Below are 24,385 nucleotides of genomic sequence, written 5' to 3' on the forward strand. Positions count from 1 at the left end.
AACAAACGTGAAGAAGACCCGGACTATGGACACCATACAATTCTTCGCCTGGGCCGACCGACATTTGCGAGAAATCCGCCTGGTGCTGGCACCGCTGTTCGTCCTGATGGTCGCCGGCGTCTATGCGCTGGTCTATTACACCGGCGGCATCAAGTTTGTCTATTCACACTCGATGTACTTGCCGATCCTGCTGTCCGGTATTGTCTTCGGGATCAGGGGCGGGGTCTTTATCGGGGCGCTCGGCGGCTTTGCCCTCGGTCCGCTGATGCCGATCGACGTCGTTACCGGCGAGATGCAGAATACGGCCAACTGGCTCTACCGGAGCGGGTTTTTCGTGCTGATCGGCATGCTCAGCGGGCTGGCCAGTGACCGCGCCCGCGACTATATCGACCATCTCAAGTGGGTCTCCCGGCACGACCCGTCCACCGGGCTACCGAACCGCAGCGCCCTGTTCGAACGACTAGCGGAAATAAAACAGTCTAAAACGCAGTTCCGGGGGACGATATTGACCGTCGTTTCCGTGGAAAACATGATGGAGCTGAAGGCTGCTTTCGGTTTCGGAGTCATCAGGGAAACGATCGGCCAGCTCGCCCATCGTTTCGTCGCCGATCAACCGGATTGCGCCGTCTACCGCACCGAAACGGCACAGCTCGGCCTTCTGCTCGATGCGGGTGAACGGCTTGTTGATGAACTGGTCGACGAACTGGTTGCAACCGCCCGGCAACCGATCCTGCTCGACACCATCCCGATTCACATCGATTCACGGATGGGTACCGTCGTGTTCAACCGGGACGACCTGACGCCCGAGGAATACCTGCAGCAGGCCGAAGCGGCGCTGATCATCGCGCAGAAAAAAGCGCAGGACTCCGTCACCTACGAACCGGCAATCGTCTCTTTCACCGAGGAGAACCTGGCCATTCTCGGCAGCCTGAAGGAAGCGATCGACGAGGGCCAGATATCGCTCGATTACCAGCCCAAGGTATACCTGGCCAGCGGTACGGTCCACGGAGCGGAGGCGCTGATCCGTTGGAATCATCCGGTGCGCGGACCGTTGCCGCCCGAGGCGTTCATGCCTCGTGTCGAGCAAAGCACCCTCGTCCAGGTCATCACCGAATTCGCGCTGGAACAGGCTATCGCCCAGATGGCGCTTTGGCACCAGGACGGTATGGAGATACCGGTTGCGGTCAACATCTCGACCCGCAACCTGCTGCAGCCCCGTTTCGCCGAGCAGGTGGCCGGCCTGCTCGACCACTATCACCTCAACGGTAAGTCGTTGGAACTGGAGATCACCGAAGGGGCCCTGATGATGGATATGGAGCGAACCATCGAAGAGTTGCTGCGAATGACCGAACTCGACATCATCATCTCCATCGATGATTTCGGCACCGGTTACTCGTCGCTGCAATATCTCCACCGCCTACCCATCTCCCTGATCAAGATCGACCAGTCATTTGTTCGGCGATTACCCGGCGACAAGGGCGCCGTATCCATCGTCGAGGCGGCGGTAATGCTGGCGCACCAGATGGGAATCAAGGTCATTGCCGAGGGCGTTGAAAATCCCGCAATTTATCGTTTCCTCAAAGAAATCGGCTGTGATCTGGCACAAGGCTTTTTGCTCTCCCGCCCCTTGCCGGCAGAGGCTTTTGCTACCTGGTACCGCAAGTGCAGCGGCACGTTTGCCGTGCCGGCGGAGTAACAGCCACCCCCTGCCATCCGGACCGCATACCACAGCATCGCTGATCGTCTCTTGCAATACCTGTCAGGTGGCCTATTATTGGACATTGGCCCTCGAAGAACGGCATCAACCACGGACCCTGCTACCACCATGTCCCCGTCGACCAAAAAAAAACGCAGACCCCGCGGCTCCGGTATCAAGACCGGCATGTCTCCGGGGACCATGGTCTTTATCGGCGAGCAGAAGCAAGACCGGGCGCGTATCGAAGTCCTCGCCTACAGCGAGGCCACCTTCGACGAACTCCACGACATCCCGGTCGAGCAGTGCCGACCGTTCGCCAATGCCCCCGGGGTGAGTTGGATCAATGTCAACGGCATTCATGACGTTGGTTTAATTCAGGCCCTGGGATCCATATTCGGTCTCCACCCACTGACCCTCGAGGATCTGGTCAACACCGGGCAGCGCCTGAAGATCGAAGAGTTTCCAAGCTATACCTTTATCGTCTTGAAGATGATTACTTTCAACGAGACGACGCAAAGTATCGATGTAGAGCATGTCAGCCTGATCCTCGGCGAGCGCTTCGTGCTCTCCTTCCAGGAAGATGCCGGCGATGTGTTCGGGACAGTGCGCGAACGCCTCCGCTCGGCCAAGGGCCGCCTGCGCTCGATGAAGGCCGACTACCTGGCTTACAGCTTGATGGACGCGGTGGTTGATCATTATTTCCTTGCCGTCGAACGCATCGGCGAGCGGATCGAGGATCTCGACGAACGCAGCCTGATCGAACCGAGGCCGGAAGATATTGGCGAGATCCATCGACTCAAACGAGTCATCCTGATGCTGCGCAAGGCGGCCTGGCCGCTGCGGGAAGAAATCGGGGCCCTGGAAAAAAGCGAACTGGCGATGGTCAGACCGGAGACCCGGCTCTTTTGGCGTGACCTCTACGACCATACCATCCAGATTCTCGAGATGGCCGACACCTATCGCGACATCCTCGGCGGCATGCACGATACCTTCCTGTCCAGCATGAGCAACCGGATGAACGAGATCATGAAGGTGCTGACGATCATCGCCACGATCTTTATCCCCTTGACCTTTATCGCCGGTGTCTACGGCATGAACTTCGTCCATATGCCGGAATTGCAATGGCGCTGGGGATATCACATTGTCTGGGGCATCATGCTGATTGTCGGCTGTGGGCTGCTGGCCTACTTCAAAAGAAAAAAATGGCTCTGACCGACGATATCCGGCGCCGCTCCACCTGAAGCTTCAAGACACAGGACCCAACCGATGCACCACGAACACCTGGCTGACTGGCAGCACGATCATCGTTTTTCACCGGTAAACGAGCAAGGCGAAAAGCGTACCCTCTACGTACTGATCCTGACGGCCGTAACCATGATCGTTGAGATCACCGCCGGCAGCATCTACGGATCAATGGCCTTGCTGGCCGACGGCTGGCACATGGCCACCCACGTCGCCGCCTTTTTTATCACTATTTTCGCCTACCGTTATGCCCGCAAGCATGCCGACGACCCCGCCTACACCTTCGGGACCGGCAAAGTCAACGTACTGGGCGGCTTTGCCAGCGCCATCGCCCTGGCCGTGGTCGCGCTGGTCATGCTCATCGAATCGCTGGAACGGATCGTCCACCCGCAGGACATCCGCTTCAACGAAGCCATTGCCGTCGCCGTCCTCGGCCTGCTGGTCAACGTGATCAGCGCCTTGCTGCTGCGAGACGGTCATAGTCATGATCACGGACATGATCACGGGCATGACGACGATCCTCATCACGGCACACACCTTCACGATCACAACCTGACGGCCGCCTACTTCCATGTTCTGGCCGACGCGCTGACTTCCCTGCTGGCTATCGTCGCGTTGGTCTCGGGAAAATTCCTGGGCTGGCACTGGCTCGATCCGGTGATGGGCATCGTCGGCGCCGCCATCATCACCCGCTGGTCATACGGCCTGCTGAAACAGACTGGCCCGATACTGCTCGACGCGAGTATCGACAAGGGGGGCCGACAGGCAATTGTCGACGCTATTGAAAACGATGCCGACAACCGCATTTCCGATATTCATGTCTGGAAGGTCGGGGCGAGCCATTACGCGGCAATCATCGCCATAGTCACCAGCACACCACGCTCGGCCGAACACTACAAAGCCCTGTTGAGAAATTTCGACAGATTGTCTCATGTGACCGTAGAAATCAATACCTGCTCGTCGTCGAAGCATGCGCCTACTATCGGGCACCAGCACACCGGCTGCTGAGCTGTTCGTGACGGCAAGCACAGGGAAGCGTCACCAGGTGAGACCGTTTCCGTTTACGTGTCTAAGGGGAAGAGGATGTTGGTTCGTATAACCGCCGATGGTGTCCTGCTGGCCCACCTGGCCTTCATCCTGTTCGTCACCCTGGGCGGCCTGCTCGCCTTCTATCGCCTGCGACTGGCCCTGCTCCACCTGCCGGCGGCGGCCTGGGGCGTTTATATCGAGATCAGCGGCGGGGTCTGTCCCCTGACCTCTGTCGAGAAGCGGCTCCGTATGGCCGCCGGGCAGGCCGGCTACGACGGCGGGTTCATCGAACACTGGTTGCTGACAATCATCTATCCGACCGGACTGACAAGGGAGATTCAATACGTGCTCGCCGGAGGACTGATTGCCATCAATGTTGCCATCTACTGCTGTTTGCTGGTGCGTCTTCAGGCCAAGAAGAGCAAGAACAGACGTTCCCTCTGAAAACCGAAGAGGAACAGGACACTCAATGAACACCTCATATAATGATTGACCATTTGTGTGCGTTTTCTAAGAAATTCGTTCGGTTAAAGTCGTTGTTTTTCATTGGTACCGCCGCTGCATTCATTGTGTTTGGTTACGTGGTACTCTTTACGGAAGGAACAGACAAAGATGTTTATATCATTCCAAGTGTAGTAGTTGCATTGTGGTCACTTGTCTGTTCACTTCTGCTATCCATTTTCCCCTACGTCCCACCGAAAGCTGACAAGCGACAGCCCGTATCCGAACGTCTGAAAATCCGTCTGGCCAGAAGCGCATATCATATAGGCTCATGGCTCTTTTGCGTGTTGAGTGTAGCAGCTGCGTGGCTTACCATCAAACTACTCAGTATCTGGCACGCAGACTTTTAGATTCAGGAACTCCGCCTGCCATACAGTGCTGACGATAGTTTGATCTTGCCGGTACTCTCCTTAACCCTGAACCGATTTTTTTGAGATAATAAATCCTTTTTAATTTTTTGAGTACGGGCGCCCTATATTTGCAACACCCGTTTCAAAGGAAACGCTATTTTGTTATTATTGTAAGCTCCCATAGCACAATTCTTTCACTACTTTTTTGCACTGTTCAAACAGTTCATCACAATTTTTAGCCTCTTTTTTTACAGGCTTACCCATCATTGATTGCATCGTGCATCTGTTTCCTTCATCTTCACATTGCTTATCACAATCACGCTTTTTTTGGCGGCAATCTTTCGAGCACTCTGGAGTGCCATCACTCTTGCAGCATATAGTAGAATTTGTTTTACAAGTATTCAAACAATCAAGTTTAATTTTAAAACACGCATTCAATCCCACATGAATAACGTTCTCTTCCTGCATGCATTTCTCGTAATCTTTTTCACATATTACAATATTATCTCGGTAACATTTGTTTAACTGTTCTAATTGTTCTTTTGAAAGGATTGGCACCAATTCTATGTTTTCCTCGGTATCTTGAACAGCAGGGTCAAAGGAATTGTCAGCATCAGACGAGTATGCTTGAGCCGACAAAAGCATGAGAGATAACAGTATTGTTAAGATAAATATACTATTTTTTGGTAGCACAATATTTCCTCCTTTTGGTTTCTCCAATTCGTCCGTGTTTCATGCTGAATTCGCAACCATTTCATCAATTGACGTTACAATGACGTGAACTTCAGAGGTCAGGCAAGCATTTCCGGCCTTCGTTGAATCTTTTGATACAGCTTTGAATTGAAATTCGAATGATGCGAATCTGCCAGGTACTAAGTGAGGTTCTTTTGTAGATCCAGGGTCAGCAAACATCTCCTTGCGGGCAGCAAACACATGGCTTTCTTTTGTGACGTCAGCTTTTAATGCGTCTGCATTGCCAAAGATTACTGCCGGGTCAGCTTTTGCTTGCAGATAAATGTCTTCAAGCAGTTGGGTGATGCAAGAATTTGCTTACCCTGTGGTGAAAACGATATCAGCAAAAATTGTTTGGTTCCTTTCCTCATAACAGACAACTACCGTTGAACGCATAACCTTTCAAGAAAATTTTCGGCAACTGTTGAAGATGGAGTCAAGTGCGTCACGTTTGATTTTCTGAATGAGCCCAATTTGATTGTTCGCTACGCTTTGTTCAAAGCTTCTAGGATGCGAGAGTTGATTCAGTTTGAGAGAAAATTAATTGCGAAAGCTGTCACCAAGAGGTAGTTCTGACATGTGTTTTGACCGTCACGTTCTTCGTTGGAATGGATTTCAATGAAGTCACAAGAAAACAGCAACCTATTGCCTGATGCAACGAAGTGATGATGAAATGAACCGAAAAATTTTCTGAATCATGGTCTTTTACCGACCTTGCTGTGACGGCATAGACCGAGTCACGGATGAACTCCGACAAGTGGGGCGTCTATCACCGATCGCCACCAAAACCGAAAGGGCCGGTATGCGTCCTCTGCCTTGACCATATACATTGCCTCATCAGTGAAGATCTGGTGCCCATGAGCGGGAACATCAACCAGACGCGCCAGTTCCTGATATTCAGGTTGGCGGCAATATAACTTTCTTAAACATGACCTATAACGGTCAGATCGGTGGGAGGTCCGGCACGGGTTAATTCACCTGCGAGAGGGAACTGCATGCAAAGGCGTACGCAGATGCTCATGACCGGCTAAGGAACACAACAATGCGGCCCGTTGCCACCAAGACAAGAGAGGATCGGAATATGAAATGCAAGCAGATTTGGGTTGTATTCGCGGCAGTTCTGATGCTTTTTATCGCCCGGGAACCGCTGGTCGCAGTGCAAGGTGCCCAACCGCCTTCCTCGACAAACATTTTCTTTATCCTGGATGCATCGGGATCAATGTGGGGACAGGTCGAGGGAAAGGCCAAGATCGTCATTGCCAAAGAAGTGATGAGCGGGCTGGTGCTGGAGTTGCCGGACGATACTGTGGTGGGCTTGGTGGTCTACGGACATCGGCACAAAGGCGATTGTGATGACGTGCAGGAGTTGATTGCCCTCGGGCCGGTGAATAAAGATGGCATGATCAGTGTCATCCAGGGCCTGAACGCCATCGGAAAAACTCCCATTTCGCGCTCGGTACGCTTGACAGCTGAGCGCATCAGGCACCTGGAGAACCAAACCACCATCATCCTGGTTTCCGATGGCAAAGAGACCTGCGATCCGGATCCCTGCGCATTGGTGAGGGAACTCAAGGCATCCGGGATCAATTTCGTGATGCACGTCATCGGCTTCGATGTCACTAGAGAAGAACGGGAGCAACTCGAATGCATCGCTCAAGCCGGAGGCGGCCAGTATTATATGGCGTCAAATGCCAGAGAGTTTCTAACGGCTGCCCAGGAGCTGGTTAAGAAATCGACTCCGCCTTACGGCATTTTAAAGGTGATGGTCACCAAAAACGGTAAACCCTTTTTTACCGGTATCACGCTGACCCATCAGGAGAGTGGCCATCGGTGGACACCCGCCAGTTCATCCAGAGATACCGGAATCGCCGAAATTCGCCTCACCCCCGGTACTTATCATGCTGAAATCAAGGACACAGGTGTCAGCGGTGGCCTGGCGCCAGTAGTGCACCTAAGGAACATCGCCATTGCCGAAGGTGAAACTGTGGAACGTACTGCGGATTTCTCCGAAGGCAGTATCCATCTCACCACATTGCGTAATGGTGAGCCGAAGAAAGCCTCGGTTTTCTATTACCGCGAGGGAGAAACGAAACCATTTCACAACGAATCGACCCATCCCAAAACCGGGGTCATCGAGAGAAAGTTACTGCCGGGGCGGTACACCATAAAAGTGACGGACGGCGAGATCGCTGGAAAGCCCACGGTGATCTTCGATGGATTGGAGATCCCATCGGGCGTGACGTTGGAAAGAAAGGCTGAATTTGCCGCCGGTGAGCTGACCATCACCGCGACGCTGGACGGCAAAGCGGTTTCGATCCCGGTCGAAATCACCGACGATCAGGGGGCAGTGATCTTTCAGAATTGGACGAACTGGCCGCGAAATGGGACCCGAGTAGTTTTGCTGCCGCAGGGATCCTATACAGTGGTAATCAAAAACACCAAGCAGAACTCTAAAGACGTTCGCTTTGAGAACATTGGCATCGTGCCGGGACAAGCCCAAACAGTTGTGGCAGAATTCACCACGGGTCCCTAAAAGTATACCGAGTCTATTTTTTGTCTGAAGAACGGCGACCTGAAACAAGGAAGCCCATGTTTTTGAGATTCTCTTTTCTGCTGGGATCAGGCAATCCTGCAACGATAAAGGCTTGAGGCAGGCTGAAAATGATGGGCACAAAACCTCTGATCATTCATGAACCGTTTTCAAAGAAAGGCCTGGGAATAAAACTATATGAGGCTCTGGTAGGCTGACATGTTAATTCAGTAACTGATTATGCGGTGAGTTGATATTGCCAACCTAAACATCTCTAATTTCTTTTATTACCTATATAGACTGTACATCTTGATTCTCTTTTTCGAGGAAGATATCGGATATCATTGAAGCTCGCTTTCAGAAAGCTTCAGGTCTGAGATGTCTGTATGAAAGACCACTGCCGGGTGGGTTTAAAAACGTTTCCGATCGACTGGATGGACGTTCTCCATGAGATCACGTTGAGGGCCGACAAGATCGTTTCCTATTGCCGACGGCACACGCCGCCGGCAACAGCACTGTTCCGAAAGCGACGTTGGCTTTCGACTAGCGTGAGCGGTCCTCGATGGGCAGATAGAGGCGATCGGCAGGCCCGACATATTCGGCACGTGGCCGGATCAACCGGTTATTGGCCCACTGCTCGAGGATATGTGAGGTCCAGCCGACGATTCTGCTGATCGCAAAGATCGGTGTAAACAGCTCGCGAGGCAATCCCATAGCAGTGTAGAGCGATGCGGTATAAAGATCGACATTTGGAAAGACCCTGGTCTGCTCGATCACCACCCGCTCAATCTCCTGGGTAATCTGGAAATAGATCGATCGGCCGGTGTGGGCGGTGACCGTCCGGGCATAATCGCGCAACACACTGACTCGCGGGTCCTCACAGCGGTAAACGCGATGACCGAAACCGGGGATCTTGAGCTTGCCCGCAAGCTTTTCGAGAATAATCCTTTCCGCCCGTTGCGGACTGCCGATTTCATCGATCAGCTGCATTACTTCCATGTTGGCTCCGCCGTGCAGCGGTCCTTTCAGGGTGCCGATCGCCGAAGTGACCGACGAATAAATATCGGCCATGGTCGCCGCGGTAACCCGGGCGGCAAAGGTTGAGGCATTGAGCTCGTGGTCAGCGTGCAGGATCAGCGCCACATCAAAGGCTCGTTCGACCAGCGGGTCCGGTTCCTTGCCCTGCAGAGTATAGAGAAAGTTGAAGGCAATGCCGTGTCCCGGCACCGGCTTAATCGGCTCCAGCCCCTCGCGCAGACGCTGATGGGCGGCAACCAGCAGAGGGATGCGCAGGGTCAGGCGCTGGGCCTTGCGCAGGCAGGCATCGAGCCCGGTATTGCCGCTGTCCGGATCCCAGTGACCGAGTGACGAAACGGCCGTGCGGATCACCTCCATCGGCGTCGCCGCCTTCGGAAACATACGCAGTATCATCGTCGTCTCCACCGGTAGCTTCATCGACCCGGTAAATCCGTCGAGAAAGGCCTTGAACTCGGTAACCCGGGGCAGACAGCCGTACCATAGCAGGTAGGCCACCTCCTCGAAGGTGCTCTTCTCGGCCAACTCCAGCACGTCATAGCCGCGATAGACCAGGCGGCCGTTCGTCCCGTCGATACAACAAATTTCCGAATTACAGGCAACGATATCCTCAAGGCCCGCACCGGCCTCCGCCAGTTTCTGCTCGTCACTCGACTTCATATCTCTTTCGCTTCCTCATTCTTCGCTGAACATCCATGAAAAACACGGTAGGATACGATGATTAACCGCTCACGTGAGCCCACCGCAAAAATGTGTTTCTACACGACGCAACGGACGGATGTCCACAACGAACTTTCGCTCGCATCAGAAATTTCCATGTGATATATCAAAAAAAAATCTTTTCCGCGAACCATCCATGACTTCGTTCACCAGCCAAGCGATCACTCTCATTCGTGCCATCCCGGCCGGCACTGTCACCACCTATGGGGCGATCAGCACCGCCGCCGGCAACCACCGGGGAGCTCGGCAAATAGCCCGATTGCTTGCCGGAAGTTCGGAGGCCCTGCGCTTGCCCTGGCATCGTGTCGTCAATAAAGACGGGATCATTCCTCCGCGCCTGTCAATGGGCCATATCGAGCAACGTCGCCTGCTGACAGCGGAAGGAGTTGAAGTAAGCGCCGACGGCAGGATCGATCTGTCCCGTTTTTTCTGGCTGCCCGGCGACCCGTCGAGACCTTCCGCCACCTAACAGTTATGAATACTTTCTCGACCTGCGTGTCAGAAAGCTTCAAAAAGGTTACTCGGTCGCCGGCCCCTCCGCTTCTGCAAATGGCTCTCCAGCCGCCAACCGCTGTACGTCGACAAGCTATCTGAAACCGAATTATTCCGATTGGCACACAAACTGCTTGTATAAAGATGGAAGGTGTGTTTTTTTCGTTATGTTCTTTTGTCATAACGAACCATCAACTCCGGAGCGGAGATGAAACCAGCAGATACCGACCATGACGGCTTTATTGTCGAACTACTCGGCTGGTCGGCCTACAGCCAGATCATCGAACTGCTCATAGCACTTGATCGATCCGGTTCGATCAACCGGGCCGCACGGGACGTCGGATTGCAGTATAAATCGGCTTGGCTCAAACTGGAACAGATCAACAACCTGTTGCCGTTCCCATTGCTCAAAAAGCAGACCGGCGGGAGTGGTGGAGGTGGAACTTGCCTCACCCCGGAAGGGCAAAGCATGCTTCGACGGATCTGCGAATTGCAGCAGGCCTTCACCCAGTTCAGGTCCTACTTGGCCGGTGGTCCGGAAAAAGCGCTGGAAACGATCAAAACCATAAGGAGAATAGAGATGCAAATCAGTGCCCGCAACGTCTGGCTTGGCCAGGTCACGTCCATCGATCGCGGTGTTGTCAACAGCGTCGTGAACATCATGCTCAAAGGCGGAGACCGGATCAGCTCGGTCATTACCGACAATTCCGTGAACCGGCTCAAACTGGAGCCGGACACGGAATTGCTGGCCATCGTCAAGGCATCCAACGTAATGCTCGGTAGCGCCATCGATGCCGGACAGATATCGGCCCGCAACATTCTGACCGGCACGATTCAAGCAATAACTCCCGGCGCGGTTAACGACGAAGTGACCGTCGACTTGCCCGGTGGAGCCAGCGTCACGTCGATCATCACCTCGGCCAGTGTCCGGCGGCTCGGCCTGCACACCGGCAAAGAGATATCGGCAATCATCAAAGCTTCCGATGTCCTGCTGGCGGTGGTCTGACAGTCGGGCCGTCATCGAAATGAAAAAAAACAAGAACCAATCGAGGAGAGAATCGATGAAGCGTATTACTTTGGCAAGTTGTTGGACGATCGGGTTGTTCCTGTTCATGTCGGTACATGCGGCTGCCGCCGCATCGGTTCAGCTGTCCGTCGCCGCCAGTATGACCGATGCGACCAAAGCCCTGACCGAGGATTTCAAAAAAAACCACCCCGATATCGAGATCCGTTCCAACTTTGCCTCTTCCGGTGCCCTTGCCAAACAGATCGAGCAAGGCGCGCCCGCGGACATCTATATCTCCGCGAACCAAAAATGGATGAGTTACTTGGCTGAAAAAAAATTGATCGACACCGACTCCATGCGAATTTTCGCCTACAATACCCTGGTGTTTGCCGGCAATCCGAAGCTCGCCCCCATCTCCATTGCAGATGTCGTCACCTTGAAGCTGATCGCCATCGGCACTCCGGAAAGCGTTCCGGCCGGACAGTATGCCAAACAGGCTCTAACCGCCAGTGGATTGTGGGATACGCTGGAGCAGGGGAACCTGCTGATGCTGACCAAAGACGTGCGCCAGGCCTTGATTTATGCCGATCGCGGCGAGGTCGACGGCGCCTTCGTCTACAAGACCGACGCTCTTCTCGCGAAAAACGCCACGATCCTGTTCAGCATCCCGGACAAACTCTATGACCGGGTGGCCTACCCGATCGCGTTAACCCCGATCGGCGCGGTCAATGAAGCTGCCCGGGCGCTGTTCGACTACCTGAAAACACCGGAAGCCGACGCCATTATTGCCGGCTTTGGCTTCGAACCAGCCCACTGACCGCACGAGAGGCGACCGGCCGTGTTCACCCTCTCCAACGACGATCTGACGGCTATTCGCCTCTCCCTGCAGGTCGCCGCCACGGCGACACTGATCTCGCTGCCGCCCGGCATCGCCGCCGCCTATTTTCTCGCCTTTGCCAAGATGAGGGGGAAAGCGCTGGTGGAAGGACTGATCAACCTGCCGCTGGTACTGCCGCCGGTCGTCGTCGGCTATCTGCTGCTCCTGCTGCTCGGCCGCAACGGCTGGCTCGGCGGGATGCTGGCCGATTTCAATATTCGCATCATCTTCACCTTGACCGGAGCGGTCATCGCCTCTTCGGTGGTCGGTTTTCCGCTGCTGGTGCGCTCCATCCGCATCGGCCTCGAGGGTATCGATCAGCACTGTATCCAGGCAGCACGGACCCTGGGTGCCGGCTGGTGGGATGCGCTGCTGACCATTATCCTGCCCCTTTCCGGCCGGGCCATCCTGGCCGGCATGACCTTGATGTTCGCCCGCAGTCTCGGCGAATTCGGCGCCACCATCATTCTCGCCGGCAACATCCCCGGGGTAACCCAGACCATTCCGCTCGCCATCTACCAATATACTAGTATTCCCGGCGGCGACCGGATGGCCCTGTCGCTCTGCCTGGTATCGATTAGCCTGTCTTTTGTCGTGTTGCTCGCCAGCGAAGCGGTCAACCGCACCATGTCCCGGAATTAAGCCATGCTGCTGGAAATCGACGTTGAAAAGCGGCTTGGCAACTTCGTCTGCCGAATCGATTGCCGGCTGGAAGCTCATTCCTGCGGCGTCTTCGGCCCCTCCGGCAGCGGCAAAACCACCTTGATGAATCTGCTGGCCGGCCTGATGCAACCCGATCGCGGCAGAATCAGCCTCGACGGCGAGGCACTGTTCGACAGGCAAAAGGGCATCAACGTAGCGCCGGAGAAGCGACGCATCGGCGTCGTCTTTCAGCATGCCTATCTCTTCGAGCATCTCAGCGTCCGCAACAATCTACTTTATGGTCTGAAGCGAACCCCACGGGAACTGCGGACCATCGATCCCGAGCATTTATACGGCACCCTTGATCTGGAACACCTGCTCGATCGCCGTGTCACCCGCCTGTCCGGCGGTGAACGTCAACGCGTGGCGCTGGGCCGGGCGATGCTCGCCAGTCCCCGGCTGATCCTGCTCGACGAGCCGCTGACTGGGCTGGACCGGGCCTTGAAATTCAGGATCATTCCGCACCTGCGAACCGTATTTTCCGAATTCTCCATTCCTTACCTGTTCATCAGCCACAGTCACCAGGAAATGCGGTTAATGACTGAAAACGTGCTGATCATCGAGCGCGGCAGCGTCGAACGATTATCGAGCAGCGAGGAGTTGGCCCGCTCGTCCATTTTTTCCGCCGACCGCGGCTACGCCAATTTCCTGGAACTGGCGGATCGTCACGATTGCGGTAACCTCCTTACCTACCGGTGGGGGAAGAATCGGTTAACAGGCGTCAAGAACACGAACGCGCCGGAATATGCCACCTTTTCGCTGAATGCCCGAGACATCGTCCTCTTCAAGCGCCACCCGGAAGCCTCGAGCGCCCGCAACATTCTGGAGGCCACGGTTCGCGCCACTCAACGCACCGAATGGCTGGTACGAGTGGAGATGGACTGTTGTGGCAGCACGCTGATTGCCGAAATTGTTCCGCAATCCATGGAAGAACTCGGTATTCGGGCTGGCGCCAAAATCGTCGCCGTCTTCAAAGCGTCCGCGTTGCACCGACTGACCTAAGTCTACAGATACTCGATCTGCTCCACCGATCCCGCCAACGCCCAGGATCAGTCGAACCCCCACCAATACCAATAAATAAAAAACAAGCGACCAATTCTCTATTTGAACTTGCCAAACCTGTCGTCGTATGCTATTCTGTCTTTGGTCTAACCGTGTTTATATCAGACCAAAGTTGCCGAATGCCGCAAAGAATCGCTATGAGGAAATTGCACTTTTCCCGGCACAAACCATGAAAACACCCATCAGTGACTCTCTCCCCCCGGTTCTTTCCTCATATCACGCGAAGTCATTCCTTTTAAAGACAACTGGCCTGACCAGTGTTTTTCGATCTATCCGCAACGCTCAAGAACCTTCTCTGACACCGTTATTCCAGAGGTTTCTCGGCTCCCGTCGCAACTGGTTGGATGGGCTGGCCAAGGGCGTGTGGAATTCACCTTTATCTTAGAACAGGGGTGCCATGGCTACTACAAGTAAACACAAAAACGCACCTGCCATGCAGGATGTGGAGCATGCCGATCCTCGCTACAAACAGGTGGACCGGACGCTGAAACGGTTCCGTTACCGGCAGGACGCGCTGATCGAAGTGCTGCATACCGCCCAGGAGTCATTCGGCTTTCTCAGCGACGAGTTGATGATCTATATAGCCCGGGAGTTGAAACTGCCCCAGAGCTGGGTATACGGCGTCGCGACATTCTACCATTTCTTCTCTCTCAAACCGCAGGGCGAACACACCTGCGTCGTGTGCATGGGAACCGCCTGCTACGTCAAACGATCGGCCGAGATCGTCGCCAGAATCCAGGGGGAGTACTCGATCAAACCGGGGGAAACCACCGCCGACGGCAAACTGAGTTTGGCTACGGCCCGCTGCCTGGGGAGTTGCGGGCTTGCTCCGGTCCTTGTGGTGGATAACGAAGTTCTCGGCAAGGAAACACCGGAGTCGACGCTGCAGAAAATCAGGGAGGTCGTCGCCACATCGCCAGACCACAGCGGTGAACCGGCGGACACCGTCAACCTGCAGGAGCAAGAGGAGCACGCATCATGAACAGGGAAGAATTGCAAGTTATCGGTGAACGCGAACGGGAGAAACAGCAGAGCTATCGCTGCCGGATATTGTGCTGTGCCAGTACGCCGTGCCTGTCCTCCGGCGCCACCGCCGTCATCGAGACCTTCAAGGAGGTGATCAAGGAGTTCGACCTGGAGGCCGAGGTCACCGTCACCTCCACCGGCTGCATGGGCCCCTGCAGCCGCGGCCCGCTAGTCACCGTCCAGATGAATGGCCAGCAAGATGTCATCTACGAGCACGTAACCCCTGAACTAGCCCGGGACATCGCCCTGGCCCATGCCGCGCCGGAAGCCAAACCGTTGGACCGCAATGTCCTGCCCGCCGATTTGCCGTTTTTCAACAAACAGAAGAAAGTGGTGCTGGCCAACAGCGGCCTGATCGATCCCACCCGGCTGGAAAGCTACGTGGCTAGGGACGGTTACAGCGCGCTGGCCCATGCCTTGCGGGAGATGACCCCGACAGAGGTCTGCGAGGAGGTGATCAGGAGCGGTCTGCGCGGTCGAGGCGGTGCCGGCTATCCGGCCGGCCTAAAGTGGGATCTGGTGCGCAAAGCGCCGGGCGACAAGAAATACATCATCGCCAACGGCGACGAAGGTGACCCGGGCGCCTACATGGACCGGACCCTGATGGAGTCCGACCCACACCGGATACTCGAAGGCATGGCCATCGCCGGTTATGCAGTGGGAGCCGACCAGGGCTTTGTTTACGTGCGCGGGGAATATCCTATCGCCGCCAAACGGCTGGAGAACGCCATCCGCATGGCCGAGCGCCGCGGCCTGCTCGGCAGCCGCGTGCTCGACAGTCCGTTCGGCTTCCGCATCGACATCAGGATCGGGGCCGGCGCCTTTGTCTGCGGCGAGGAAACGGCCCTGATGGCATCCATCATGGGCCGCCGCGGTCAACCTTGGCCACGGCCGCCCTACCCGGCCCAAAAAGGTCTCTGGGGCCTGCCGACGCTGATCAACAACGTCGAAACGTTCGGTAATATCGCGCCGATCATCTCACACGGCGCTGACTGGTTTGGTGCCATCGGCACAGAGAAGAGCAAGGGGACGAAAATCTTCGCACTGGCCGGTACCGTCGAGACCACCGGCCTGATCGAGGTGCCGATGGGCATCTCACTGCGCGACATCGTTTTCGAAATCGGCGGCGGCATTCCCAACGACCGACAGTTCAAGGCCGCTCAGACCGGCGGTCCAAGCGGCGGTTGCATCCCCACCGATCACCTGGACACCCCGGTCGATTACGAGAGCCTCGGCGCGCTCGGTTCGATCATGGGATCCGGCGGTCTGGTGGTTATGGACGATACCAGCTGCATGCCCGATGTCGCCAAATTCTTCATGGAGTTCTGCATGGAAGAAAGCTGCGGCAAGTGTGTCCCCTGCCGGGTCGGCACCGTCCAGTTGCACCGCATCCTGGAGCACGTCACCGACGGTAGCGCCACCTTAGACGATCTCGACCGACTCGAAGAACTGTGCGTGATGATGAAGGAAACCAGCCTCTGCGGCCTCGGACAATCGGCACCTAACCCGCTTCTCAGCACCTTAAAATATTTCCGCGAGGAATACGAGGCCCACATTACCAACCACACCTGCCCTGCCGGCAAATGCACGATGTTCGGGGTCCCGCCGCTGCAGCTGACCCGGGATCTGCTCCGCAACACCCTGCAGGCGAAAAACGATACGGAGGTGTCATAATGTCCGTTGTCACCCTGCATATCAACGATGAAATAGTCAGCGCCCGCAGCGACCAGAAACTGCTCGAGGTGATCAGGGAGCAGGGCATCGAAATCCCGACGCTCTGTCACATGGACGGCATCAGCGAGCTTGGTGGCTGCCGTCTCTGCCTGGTCGAGGTCAAAGGCTCCAACCGGCTGCTGGCCGCCTGCGTAACCCCGGTTCAGGAGGGGATGTCGGTCTACACTCACAGCGAACGGCTCGTCAACTATCGCCACATCACCATGGAGCTGCTGCTCTCCGAGCGCAACCACACCTGCGCCGTCTGTGTGATGAACGGTCATTGCGAGTTGCAATACGAAGCCGCCGAACTGGGCGTCGACCATGTCCGTTACGAATACATGACCCCCGATCTGCCGATCGACGCCAGCCACAGCAAATTCACGCTGGACCACAACCGCTGTATCCTCTGCATGCGCTGCGTGCGGGTCTGCGACGAAGTGGAGGGCGCCCATACCCTCGACGTGATGGGTCGTGGCACCAACAGCCGAATCATTACCGCCTTGAACCGTCCTTGGGGGGACAGCATCAGCTGCACCAAGTGCGGCAAATGCGTACAGGTCTGCCCGACCGGCGCGTTGTTCGAAAAAGGATCATCGGTCGGTGAGATGGAAAAACGCCACGCCTTCCTGTCCTGGATCCTCAACGGTCGCGAGCGGAAGGAATGGCACTGGTAACCTTATAGGCATCGTCCCGGCATATTTTCGGGGCAAAGGAACAACATCATGGACAAGCAAAAAAGAAAAAAGAAAATCCGCCTCGCGACCGCCTGGCTCGGCGGCTGCGCCGGCTGTCATATGAGCCTGCTCGATCTCGACGAGCGGTTGATCGATCTGTTCGAGGTAGTGGAGTTGGTCTACAGCCCGATCGCCGACATTAAGACCTTCCCAAAGGCGGTCGACGTCACACTGGTGGAGGGTGCGGTGGCCAACGTCGACCACCTGGAACTGGCCGAAGTCATCCGCCGCAACTCGACGATCGTGGTCAGCTTCGGCGACTGCGCCGTGACCGGCAATGTCACCAGTCTGCGCAACCGACTCAAGATCGACGACCTGTTGACCAAGGTCTACCACGAGGGGCCGGGCACAGCACCGCGCGGACTGGAAGAGGACGGCATCATGCCGGCGCTGATCCCGAAGGTGCTCCCCCTGCACCAGGTTATCCACATCGATGGCTATCTTCCCGGCTGTCCGCCCGAGCCGGACCATATCTGGCAGGCGGTCAGCACCCTGCTCGACGGGCAGCCGGTGCGGTTGACGCAGGAAATGAGATACTTTGGTTGAACAACGTGCATCCAGGAGGAACAGCATCATGGGCCGAACGGTTACCATCGATCCCGTGACCCGTATCGAGGGCCACGCTAAAATAACCATCCACCTCGACGACAACGGCGCGGTGGAGGATGTCCGCTTTCACGTCACAGAGTTCAGAGGCTTCGAGAAATTCTGCGTGGGCCGCAGCTTCTGGGAAATGCCGGGTATCACCGCCCGAATCTGCGGCATCTGCCCGGTCTCGCACTTGATGGCCTCGGCCAAGGCCGGGGACGCCATCTTGGGGGTAAAGATTCCGCCGACCGCCGAAAAGCTGCGCCGGCTGATGAACTGGGCGCAATACGTGCAGAGCCACGCGCTCAGTTTTTTCCATCTGAGCGCCCCCGATTTGCTGCTCGGCATGGACAGCGATCCCGCCACTCGCAATATCGTCGGCCTGGTTGCCACCTACCCGGATGTCGCCAAAAACGGTATTAGACTGCGTCAGATCGGCCAGGAAATCATCCGCATTCTCGGCGGTAAGAGCGTCCACCCGTCCTGGACGGTACCCGGCGGCGTCCGCCAACCACTGCAGGCTGACGACCGCGACACTATCAAGCGGCTGCTCCCGGACGCCTTCGACATCATTGAGTTGGCACTCGACCTGCTCAAGGAGTGCTTCGAAGCCCATACCGGGGACATAGAGTCCTTTGGCCACTTCCCGAGCCTGTTTGCCGGCTTGGTGACCCCGGAAGGCGGACTGGAGCATTACGACGGGCTGCTCAGGGTCATGGACGCCGACGGCAAGCTGCTCGAGGATGGCATCGATCCGGCCGAGTATCGCAATATTTTTGAAGAAGCCGTAGAACCCTGGAGTTACCTGAAGTTCCCTTATTACAAACCGCTCGGCTATGAAGGCGGCGCCGGTATGTACCGGGTCGGACCACTGGCCCGGATTAATATCTGCGATTTTATCGGCACCGCCCGCGCCGACCGGGAATTGCGGCAATTCCGCCGGCTCGGCGAGCGGGGCAAGCCGATTATCAGCAGTTTCCACTACCACTACGCCCGGCTGATAGAAATCCTCTTCGCGCTGGAGAAGATCGAGGAGGCAGTGGAGAGCGACGACATTACCAGCACCCGGGTGCGCAGCGAGGCTGGCGTCAACCAGCTGGTCGGCGTCGGGGTCTCCGAGGCACCGCGCGGCACCCTGTTTCACGAGTACCACGTCGACGAAAACGGCATCCTGCAAAAAGCCAACCTGATTGTCGCCACCGGTCATAACAACCTAGCGATGAACAAGACGGTCCGACAGATCGCCGAACGATACGTCACCGATGCGACCATCGATGAAGGTATCCTCAACCGGATCGAACACGGTATCAGGATGTACGATCCCTGCTTGAGTTGCTCGACCCACGCCGTCGGCCAAATGCCGCTGGAAGTGCGGCTGCTCGGCCGTGACGGCACGCTGCTCGACCGGATCAGCAGGCGTTGAACCAAATCCCGGCCGGGCGACCGCTACCTGCGCCGCCCGGCCACTTCATTGCACCCGGAGCCTATTGCCAATGCTGCTCATCATAGCATACGGCACCCCTCTACGTGGCGACGACGGTGCCGGCATCGTTCTCGGTGAGCTGCTCGAACACTGCTGCCAACGACGATGCATCGCCACGCGGCAGCTGGTTTGCCACCAATTGGCCCCGGACCTGGTGCCGGAAATGACCCGACCGGAGATAACCCGGGTGATCTTTACCGATACCCGCGTTGCCACAGCTGACGGCAGTGGACTTTCGGTCATCGTCGAAGCGCTAGACATGAGCAACAGCGGCCTGGTCAGCGGCCACCATCTTTCCCCGGAAACGCTGCTGCTGATCGCGTCAAAACTGCACCAGCATGAGGTCAAAGCCTGGCAGATAACCGTGCCCGGCATCTCCTTCGGCCATGGCCAGTCATTCAGCAGTGTTACACGCCGAGCGTTCAGTCTGGCGCCGCCAATTCTCGAGTCCTTCCTCGACGAGGAGTTTGGCAAGAGTGACTCAAAAGCCGTCGAACCGGCCGCCTGATAACCCTTCCGGCATCCTGTTGACGAATGCCCCCTCCATCTCCCGTGATTCCGCCAACCATTTGTATTATTTTAATGGTATACGCGTTCAAGAGGCTGCCGGGAACCCAACATAACTCCATCTCGCGGGTACGGCAGGCCGTATCAAAGGAGTTCCGACGGTGCTTCACGTGGTCACGCTCCTGGAGGCAGGAAGCAGGAACCGCCGGGAAAGCCACATACGAGAGATAAAATGGATATTGATATCGCATCATTTGGCGCACTCGTGGTTATCGATGAGCACAGCCACCGGGTTGAGCTGCGGTCACTGTGGCAGCAACACAGTGCGGTTATCGTTTTCGTCCGCCATTTTGGTTGAGTGTTCTGCCGTCAGCAGGTTGCTGAACTGGCCACCCATCACTCTGATTTCGGCATAAAAGACGGCAATCTTGCGATCATCGGCAGCGGCAAGCCGGACCAATTGCCGCCGCTTCGCGCAGCGACCGGTTACAGCGGGACCTTGCTCACCGACCCGCAGCGAGAGACGTATGGTTTTCTCGGGTTGAATAGGAGCATCGGGGGAGTCATCGGCCTGAAAATGGTGACCAGGGCCGTGCAATCGATCGCCTCAGGATACCGACCGGGACCACTTCAGGGCGACGCATTGCAGCTCGGTGGCGCAATTACGATCACCGCCGACAACCGGGTGACCTATTTTTTTAAAAGCACCGGGGCAGGTGAGCATCCCCCGGTTGCCGAATTGCTCGCCTCGCTCGATCAGGCCTGATGCCGGCCAAACTGGAAAGAGCGCACCACCGGGCACGTCTCCCGCTCACATTCGCCCCCCTCCGGAACATGCCCCCGCAATCGGTGAGACTTGCGTTTAAATCGATTGTTTTGTATATGTTTCCTCTGTTTACTGCAACAGGCGGTGCATCAGGGCCAACCTATTACCCAGGGGGGCCCAATGACACGAGTTCATCTAAAAACAACGATCAATGCTTCTGCAGATAACGTATGGCGGACAGTAAATGATTTTTAACGGGCTGGGCGCTTTTGTAGCTGCAGTGGCTAACAGCTCCGTCGATGGTTCGGGCGTCGGCACCACCCGTATCCTGACCCTGCAGGACGACGCCCAACTCTTCGAAAAGCTCGAGCGATTAGATGATTCGGACAAATCTCTGGAGTACTCGATCGTCAGTGGGCCGCTCCCGGTCGAGAGCTACCGCAGCATCATCACCGTCACGAAGATCCGCCCGGAGCAGTGCGAAGTCAGCTGGTCTTCCACCTTTGAGCCGAAGGGTGTATCGGCCGAACAAGCCGAGGAAGTCTTCAGCGGTATCTACACGACGGGCTTTGACGGTTTGAAAAAACTCTTTCCCTGAGAGTATCAGCGGCATAGTTTCCCGAGCCGGAGGCTCCGCCCGAACCTGTCCTGCTCGAAAACCAAGACAGTCTCCCTTCGTTGTTGTGGGACACGGCCGCCGTTCCCCTTTCTCCCCAACCGCTCTTTTTCGGCGAGACCGCTGGAAAAGACGTAGCTCTGCTCCTTTCATCTTTAAAAACCTTGCACTGCGCCGGCGAAACAGCTAGTTTTCTGCTCAGAACCGGCCGGCATGCTTGCCGATCTTAACGGCCGGTACGGCCCGTCGATGTGGTTATAGTGATCGACGTCCCGCGTTTTATCGACTCTTCCGCCGGACTGCCATGGTGCATACGGATCACGATCTGTTGACACGACGCTGCAGGCTCATGGGGCGTCTTTCCAGCCTCCTGCCCGCACTGCTGTTCATCCTGACCTGCCGGTTCTGGCCCGCCATCGTCGATGGACAGACGTATCTGTTTGATGCGCCCTGGCTGCCCAGCCTCGATCTCTCCCTGCGCTTTCGCCTCGACGGCCTGAGCCTGCTGTTCGCCCTGATCATCACCGGCGCCGGCACCTTTGTCAGCCTCTATTCTTCATCCTATCTCGGCGGACACCGTCACTGCGGGCGCTATTTCTTTTTCCTGCACGCCTTCATGCTCAGTATGCTCGGCCTGGTGCTGGCCGACAACCTGCTGTTGCTCTTTGTTTTCTGGGAAGGAACGACCATCTTTTCCTTTCTGCTGATCGGCTTTGACCACGAGAGCAAAACGGCGCGAGAAAATGCCCGGCAATCCCTGCTAGTCACCGGCGGTGGCGGCCTGGCCCTGCTGCTCGGCATTCTACTGCTGAAGATAGCCGGCGGGTCATATATCATCAGTTCCTGGCCGGCCGCCGGCGAGATGGTCAGGCAGCATCATCTTTATCCTTTCATTTTACTGGCTGTGCTGCTCGGGGCGATGACCAAGTCGGCGCAGTTTCCGTTTCATTTCTGGCTACCCAACGCGATGAGCGCGCCGACCCCGATCAGCGCGTTTCTCCATGCAGCCACCATGGTCAAGGCCGGTATTTACCTGCTGATGCGCTGCCACCCGCTACTCGGCGGTACGCCCGCCTGGACGACCGCCCTGGTCCTTATCGGCGGTTTCACCGCCGTCTGGGGCGCCGTTCAGGCCCTTGGGCCGCGCGACCTTAAACGCATTCTCGCCTACACGACGATCATGGCTCTCGGAATCCTGACCATGTTTCTCGGCGGACAAACGGCTCCGGCCCTGACCGCCGCCGTTACTTTCCTGATGGTGCATGCCCTCTACAAGGCGGCGTTGTTTCTCGCCGTCGGCTCGATCGACCATAGCGCCGGCAGCCGGATCATCGATTCGCTCGGCGGCCTGTGGCGGGCAATGCCGCTGACCGCTGTGGCCGTCGGGGCGGCCTGCCTGTCGATGGCCGGTTTTCCGCTGTTTTTCGGCTTCATCGGCAAGGAGATCATGTACGAGGGGGCGCTGGCCAAGGAGATGTACCCGGTTTTTGCCGTCACCGCGGCAGTACTGGCCAACGCCCTGATGACTGCGGTCGCCGCCATCGTGCTGTTCGGGCCGTTTTTCGGCTCCGCCCGCGCTCCACGACAGCAGATTCATGAGTCGCCGTGGACGATGTGGCTCGGCCCGCTGGTGCTCGGCGGAGTCGGCATCCTCTTCGGCCTGATCCCGGAATGGGTCTCCCGCGTACTGATCGAACCGGCGGTCCGCTCCTTTCATCCCGGCCCGGAAGAGATCCGCCTGGTCTTTTTCCACGGCCTCAATCTGCCGCTGCTGCTCAGCCTGGTTACGCTCTGCTGCGGCGCGACGCTTTACCTGCTGCGCCACCGCGCCTGCCGTCTGGTTGCGACCGTTGTCGAAAAGCTGCCGGCGACCTTCGAAGGCCTCTACAACCTCGGCCTCTCCGGGTTCATGAACGGCGCCGGGCTACTCACCGGACGATTGCAGAACGGGTCCCTGCATTTCTATCTGGCGGTTATTGTCAGCACGGTGATTCTCGGTGTCGGCTGGCCATGGATCGGCAAGCTGAGCGGAATCTTCGGCCGTTGGCCGGAAAGCATCGACACCACTGCGCTGGCGCTTCTGCTCTTCGTTTCCGGCTCTGTTTTCGTCGTCGTCACGGCCCGCAAGCGGCTCGCGGCCATCGGCGGACTCGGCGGCGTCGGCGCCGGCGTGGCCCTGATCTTCCTGCTCTTCGGGGCGCCCGATATCGCCATGACCCAACTGCTGGTGGAGACGCTGACCGTGATCTTCGTCTCCCTGGTCATGCTGCGCCTGCCGGCGATCGAGCAGGCCCGCCGACGCACCGTCCGGCGGCGCTGCCTCGACGGCGGCCTGGCCCTGGCCGGCGGCCTGCTGCTCACCTCGCTGTTGATCGGCGTCGGTTCCGAGCCGCTTGATCGCAGCCTGACCTCCTATTTTGAGGCAAACAGCTACCTGGCCGCACATGGTCGTAATATCGTCAATGTCATCCTCGTCGATTTCCGGAGTTTCGATACTCTTGGCGAGATCATCGTCGTCGTGCTCGCCGCCTGGGCCGCCGTCACCCTGATCCGTAAACCGATGGAGCCGTAAATGCACTCGGTCATCCTGAAAACGGCAACCCGCCTGATGGTCGGCCTGATCCTGGTCTTTGCCGTCTATCTGTTGCTGCGCGGCCACCATGAACCGGGCGGCGGCTTTTCCGCAGCGCTGGTCGCCGGCACCGGCTTCGCGCTGTTCGTGATTACCGAAGGACCAGGCCAGGTACGGGCCGCTATCCGGCTCCGCTCCACGACCATTTCTTTGCTCGGTCTGGGTCTGGCCGTTGTTGCCGGTCTGCCGGCACTGTCGATCGGCCAGCCGTTTCTCACCGGATTCTGGTGGGGACCGGCCAACGCACCCTGGCTGGGGACGCCGCTGATCTTCGATGTCGGGGTCTTTTTTGCGGTACTCGGCGCAATCCTAGCGGTACTGCTGGCCCTGGAGGAATTCTGAC

At 56.9% G+C, this 24,385-nt stretch carries 22 protein-coding genes; 20 read left to right on the top strand and 2 right to left on the bottom strand.

The window, feature by feature from the left end:
- The first annotated feature begins 7 nt into the window (after positions 1–7).
- From BUC26_RS16295 to BUC26_RS16310, 4 genes are all read left to right on the top strand, one after another.
- On the top strand, positions 8–1,696 hold the full coding sequence (locus tag BUC26_RS16295) for a putative bifunctional diguanylate cyclase/phosphodiesterase (protein ID WP_208609815.1): 1,689 nt from the start codon (positions 8–10) through the stop codon (positions 1,694–1,696).
- Between the two features lie 129 nt (positions 1,697–1,825).
- Entirely contained in the window at positions 1,826–2,908 is a 1,083-nt protein-coding gene (gene corA, locus BUC26_RS16300) for a magnesium/cobalt transporter CorA (protein WP_073377683.1), read from the top strand.
- A 54-nt stretch (positions 2,909–2,962) separates the two neighbouring features.
- On the top strand, positions 2,963–3,946 hold the full coding sequence (dmeF, locus tag BUC26_RS16305) for a CDF family Co(II)/Ni(II) efflux transporter DmeF (RefSeq protein WP_073377684.1): 984 nt from the start codon (positions 2,963–2,965) through the stop codon (positions 3,944–3,946).
- Positions 3,947–4,021: 75 nt separating this feature from the next.
- Positions 4,022–4,411: a DUF2784 domain-containing protein gene (locus BUC26_RS16310; protein WP_073377686.1), complete on the top strand. Its 390-nt coding sequence runs from the start codon at positions 4,022–4,024 to the stop codon at positions 4,409–4,411.
- 572 nt (positions 4,412–4,983) lie between these two features.
- Here the strand turns inward: BUC26_RS16310 and BUC26_RS16320 are convergent.
- Complete coding sequence (locus tag BUC26_RS16320) at positions 4,984–5,538, bottom strand: hypothetical protein (protein ID WP_143166049.1); 555 nt, start codon at positions 5,536–5,538, stop codon at positions 4,984–4,986.
- Positions 5,539–6,631: 1,093 nt separating this feature from the next.
- Between BUC26_RS16320 and BUC26_RS16325 the strand changes: the two genes are divergently transcribed.
- Positions 6,632–8,083 carry a vWA domain-containing protein gene (locus BUC26_RS16325; protein ID WP_161949873.1) on the top strand — a complete coding sequence of 484 codons (1,452 nt, stop codon included), beginning with the start codon at positions 6,632–6,634 and terminating at the stop codon, positions 8,081–8,083.
- A gap of 540 nt (positions 8,084–8,623) precedes the next feature.
- On the opposite strand, the gene BUC26_RS16330 is transcribed toward BUC26_RS16325, so the two are convergent.
- Positions 8,624–9,775: a citrate/2-methylcitrate synthase gene (locus tag BUC26_RS16330; protein ID WP_073377691.1), complete on the bottom strand. Its 1,152-nt coding sequence runs from the start codon at positions 9,773–9,775 to the stop codon at positions 8,624–8,626.
- A gap of 196 nt (positions 9,776–9,971) precedes the next feature.
- Between BUC26_RS16330 and BUC26_RS16335 the strand changes: the two genes are divergently transcribed.
- From BUC26_RS16335 to BUC26_RS16405, 15 genes are all read left to right on the top strand, one after another.
- Complete coding sequence (locus tag BUC26_RS16335; RefSeq protein ID WP_073377693.1) at positions 9,972–10,304, top strand: MGMT family protein; 333 nt, start codon at positions 9,972–9,974, stop codon at positions 10,302–10,304.
- A gap of 231 nt (positions 10,305–10,535) precedes the next feature.
- Complete coding sequence (locus BUC26_RS16340; RefSeq protein ID WP_084540714.1) at positions 10,536–11,333, top strand: TOBE domain-containing protein; 798 nt, start codon at positions 10,536–10,538, stop codon at positions 11,331–11,333.
- 55 nt (positions 11,334–11,388) lie between these two features.
- Positions 11,389–12,150 (top strand): molybdate ABC transporter substrate-binding protein, encoded by a 762-nt coding sequence (gene modA / locus BUC26_RS16345; RefSeq protein WP_073377694.1) that lies wholly within the window; start codon positions 11,389–11,391, stop codon positions 12,148–12,150.
- Positions 12,151–12,171: 21 nt separating this feature from the next.
- Positions 12,172–12,852, top strand: coding sequence for a molybdate ABC transporter permease subunit (gene modB / locus BUC26_RS16350; protein ID WP_073377696.1), 681 nt, complete (start codon positions 12,172–12,174; stop codon positions 12,850–12,852).
- Positions 12,853–12,855: 3 nt separating this feature from the next.
- Positions 12,856–13,914 (top strand): molybdenum ABC transporter ATP-binding protein, encoded by a 1,059-nt coding sequence (modC, locus tag BUC26_RS16355; RefSeq protein ID WP_073377697.1) that lies wholly within the window; start codon positions 12,856–12,858, stop codon positions 13,912–13,914.
- Positions 13,915–14,371: 457 nt separating this feature from the next.
- Positions 14,372–14,956, top strand: coding sequence for a bidirectional hydrogenase complex protein HoxE (hoxE, locus tag BUC26_RS16360; RefSeq protein ID WP_073377699.1), 585 nt, complete (start codon positions 14,372–14,374; stop codon positions 14,954–14,956).
- Positions 14,953–16,674 carry a NuoF family protein gene (locus BUC26_RS16365; RefSeq protein ID WP_073377700.1) on the top strand — a complete coding sequence of 574 codons (1,722 nt, stop codon included), beginning with the start codon at positions 14,953–14,955 and terminating at the stop codon, positions 16,672–16,674. The genes hoxE and BUC26_RS16365 overlap by 4 nt, the downstream gene beginning before the upstream one ends.
- The gene (gene hoxU, locus BUC26_RS16370) at positions 16,674–17,390 is read left to right on the top strand and encodes a bidirectional hydrogenase complex protein HoxU (RefSeq protein WP_073377702.1); all 717 of its coding nucleotides are present in this window, start codon (positions 16,674–16,676) and stop codon (positions 17,388–17,390) included. The genes BUC26_RS16365 and hoxU overlap by 1 nt, the downstream gene beginning before the upstream one ends.
- A 48-nt stretch (positions 17,391–17,438) precedes the next feature.
- Positions 17,439–17,996, top strand: coding sequence for an NADH-quinone oxidoreductase subunit B family protein (locus tag BUC26_RS16375; protein WP_073377703.1), 558 nt, complete (start codon positions 17,439–17,441; stop codon positions 17,994–17,996).
- A gap of 28 nt (positions 17,997–18,024) precedes the next feature.
- Positions 18,025–19,461: a Ni/Fe hydrogenase subunit alpha gene (locus BUC26_RS16380; protein ID WP_073377704.1), complete on the top strand. Its 1,437-nt coding sequence runs from the start codon at positions 18,025–18,027 to the stop codon at positions 19,459–19,461.
- A gap of 70 nt (positions 19,462–19,531) precedes the next feature.
- The gene (locus BUC26_RS16385; RefSeq protein ID WP_073377706.1) at positions 19,532–20,029 is read left to right on the top strand and encodes a hypothetical protein; all 498 of its coding nucleotides are present in this window, start codon (positions 19,532–19,534) and stop codon (positions 20,027–20,029) included.
- A gap of 231 nt (positions 20,030–20,260) precedes the next feature.
- Positions 20,261–20,794: a peroxiredoxin-like family protein gene (locus BUC26_RS16390; RefSeq protein ID WP_263657634.1), complete on the top strand. Its 534-nt coding sequence runs from the start codon at positions 20,261–20,263 to the stop codon at positions 20,792–20,794.
- A gap of 244 nt (positions 20,795–21,038) precedes the next feature.
- Entirely contained in the window at positions 21,039–21,392 is a 354-nt protein-coding gene (locus BUC26_RS16395) for an SRPBCC family protein (protein ID WP_073377708.1), read from the top strand.
- 367 nt (positions 21,393–21,759) lie between these two features.
- On the top strand, positions 21,760–23,982 hold the full coding sequence (gene mbhE, locus BUC26_RS16400; RefSeq protein ID WP_244155875.1) for a hydrogen gas-evolving membrane-bound hydrogenase subunit E: 2,223 nt from the start codon (positions 21,760–21,762) through the stop codon (positions 23,980–23,982).
- On the top strand, positions 23,983–24,384 hold the full coding sequence (locus tag BUC26_RS16405; protein ID WP_073377711.1) for an MnhB domain-containing protein: 402 nt from the start codon (positions 23,983–23,985) through the stop codon (positions 24,382–24,384).
- The last annotated feature ends 1 nt before the right edge of the window (position 24,385 follow it).

This window comes from Desulfofustis glycolicus DSM 9705 (assembly GCF_900130015.1).
Lineage (GTDB): Bacteria > Desulfobacterota > Desulfobulbia > Desulfobulbales > Desulfocapsaceae > Desulfofustis > Desulfofustis glycolicus.

Excerpts from the sequence above, each read along its gene's own strand:
- corA (WP_073377683.1), top strand. The coding sequence starts at position 1,826 with ATGTCCCCGTCGACCAAAAAAAAACGCAGACCCCGCGGCTCCGGTATC.
- BUC26_RS16385 (WP_073377706.1), top strand. The coding sequence starts at position 19,532 with ATGCTGCTCATCATAGCATACGGCACCCCTCTACGTGGCGACGACGGT.
- BUC26_RS16330 (WP_073377691.1), bottom strand. The coding sequence starts at position 9,775 with ATGAAGTCGAGTGACGAGCAGAAACTGGCGGAGGCCGGTGCGGGCCTT.
- dmeF (WP_073377684.1), top strand. The coding sequence starts at position 2,963 with ATGCACCACGAACACCTGGCTGACTGGCAGCACGATCATCGTTTTTCA.
- BUC26_RS16325 (WP_161949873.1), top strand. The coding sequence starts at position 6,632 with ATGAAATGCAAGCAGATTTGGGTTGTATTCGCGGCAGTTCTGATGCTT.
- hoxE (WP_073377699.1), top strand. The coding sequence starts at position 14,372 with ATGGCTACTACAAGTAAACACAAAAACGCACCTGCCATGCAGGATGTG.
- BUC26_RS16340 (WP_084540714.1), top strand. The coding sequence starts at position 10,536 with ATGAAACCAGCAGATACCGACCATGACGGCTTTATTGTCGAACTACTC.
- BUC26_RS16395 (WP_073377708.1), top strand. The coding sequence starts at position 21,039 with ATGATTTTTAACGGGCTGGGCGCTTTTGTAGCTGCAGTGGCTAACAGC.
- mbhE (WP_244155875.1), top strand. The coding sequence starts at position 21,760 with ATGGGGCGTCTTTCCAGCCTCCTGCCCGCACTGCTGTTCATCCTGACC.
- hoxU (WP_073377702.1), top strand. The coding sequence starts at position 16,674 with ATGTCCGTTGTCACCCTGCATATCAACGATGAAATAGTCAGCGCCCGC.
- BUC26_RS16375 (WP_073377703.1), top strand. The coding sequence starts at position 17,439 with ATGGACAAGCAAAAAAGAAAAAAGAAAATCCGCCTCGCGACCGCCTGG.
- BUC26_RS16405 (WP_073377711.1), top strand. The coding sequence starts at position 23,983 with ATGCACTCGGTCATCCTGAAAACGGCAACCCGCCTGATGGTCGGCCTG.
- BUC26_RS16380 (WP_073377704.1), top strand. The coding sequence starts at position 18,025 with ATGGGCCGAACGGTTACCATCGATCCCGTGACCCGTATCGAGGGCCAC.
- BUC26_RS16335 (WP_073377693.1), top strand. The coding sequence starts at position 9,972 with ATGACTTCGTTCACCAGCCAAGCGATCACTCTCATTCGTGCCATCCCG.
- BUC26_RS16365 (WP_073377700.1), top strand. The coding sequence starts at position 14,953 with ATGAACAGGGAAGAATTGCAAGTTATCGGTGAACGCGAACGGGAGAAA.
- modC (WP_073377697.1), top strand. The coding sequence starts at position 12,856 with ATGCTGCTGGAAATCGACGTTGAAAAGCGGCTTGGCAACTTCGTCTGC.
- BUC26_RS16310 (WP_073377686.1), top strand. The coding sequence starts at position 4,022 with ATGTTGGTTCGTATAACCGCCGATGGTGTCCTGCTGGCCCACCTGGCC.
- modA (WP_073377694.1), top strand. The coding sequence starts at position 11,389 with ATGAAGCGTATTACTTTGGCAAGTTGTTGGACGATCGGGTTGTTCCTG.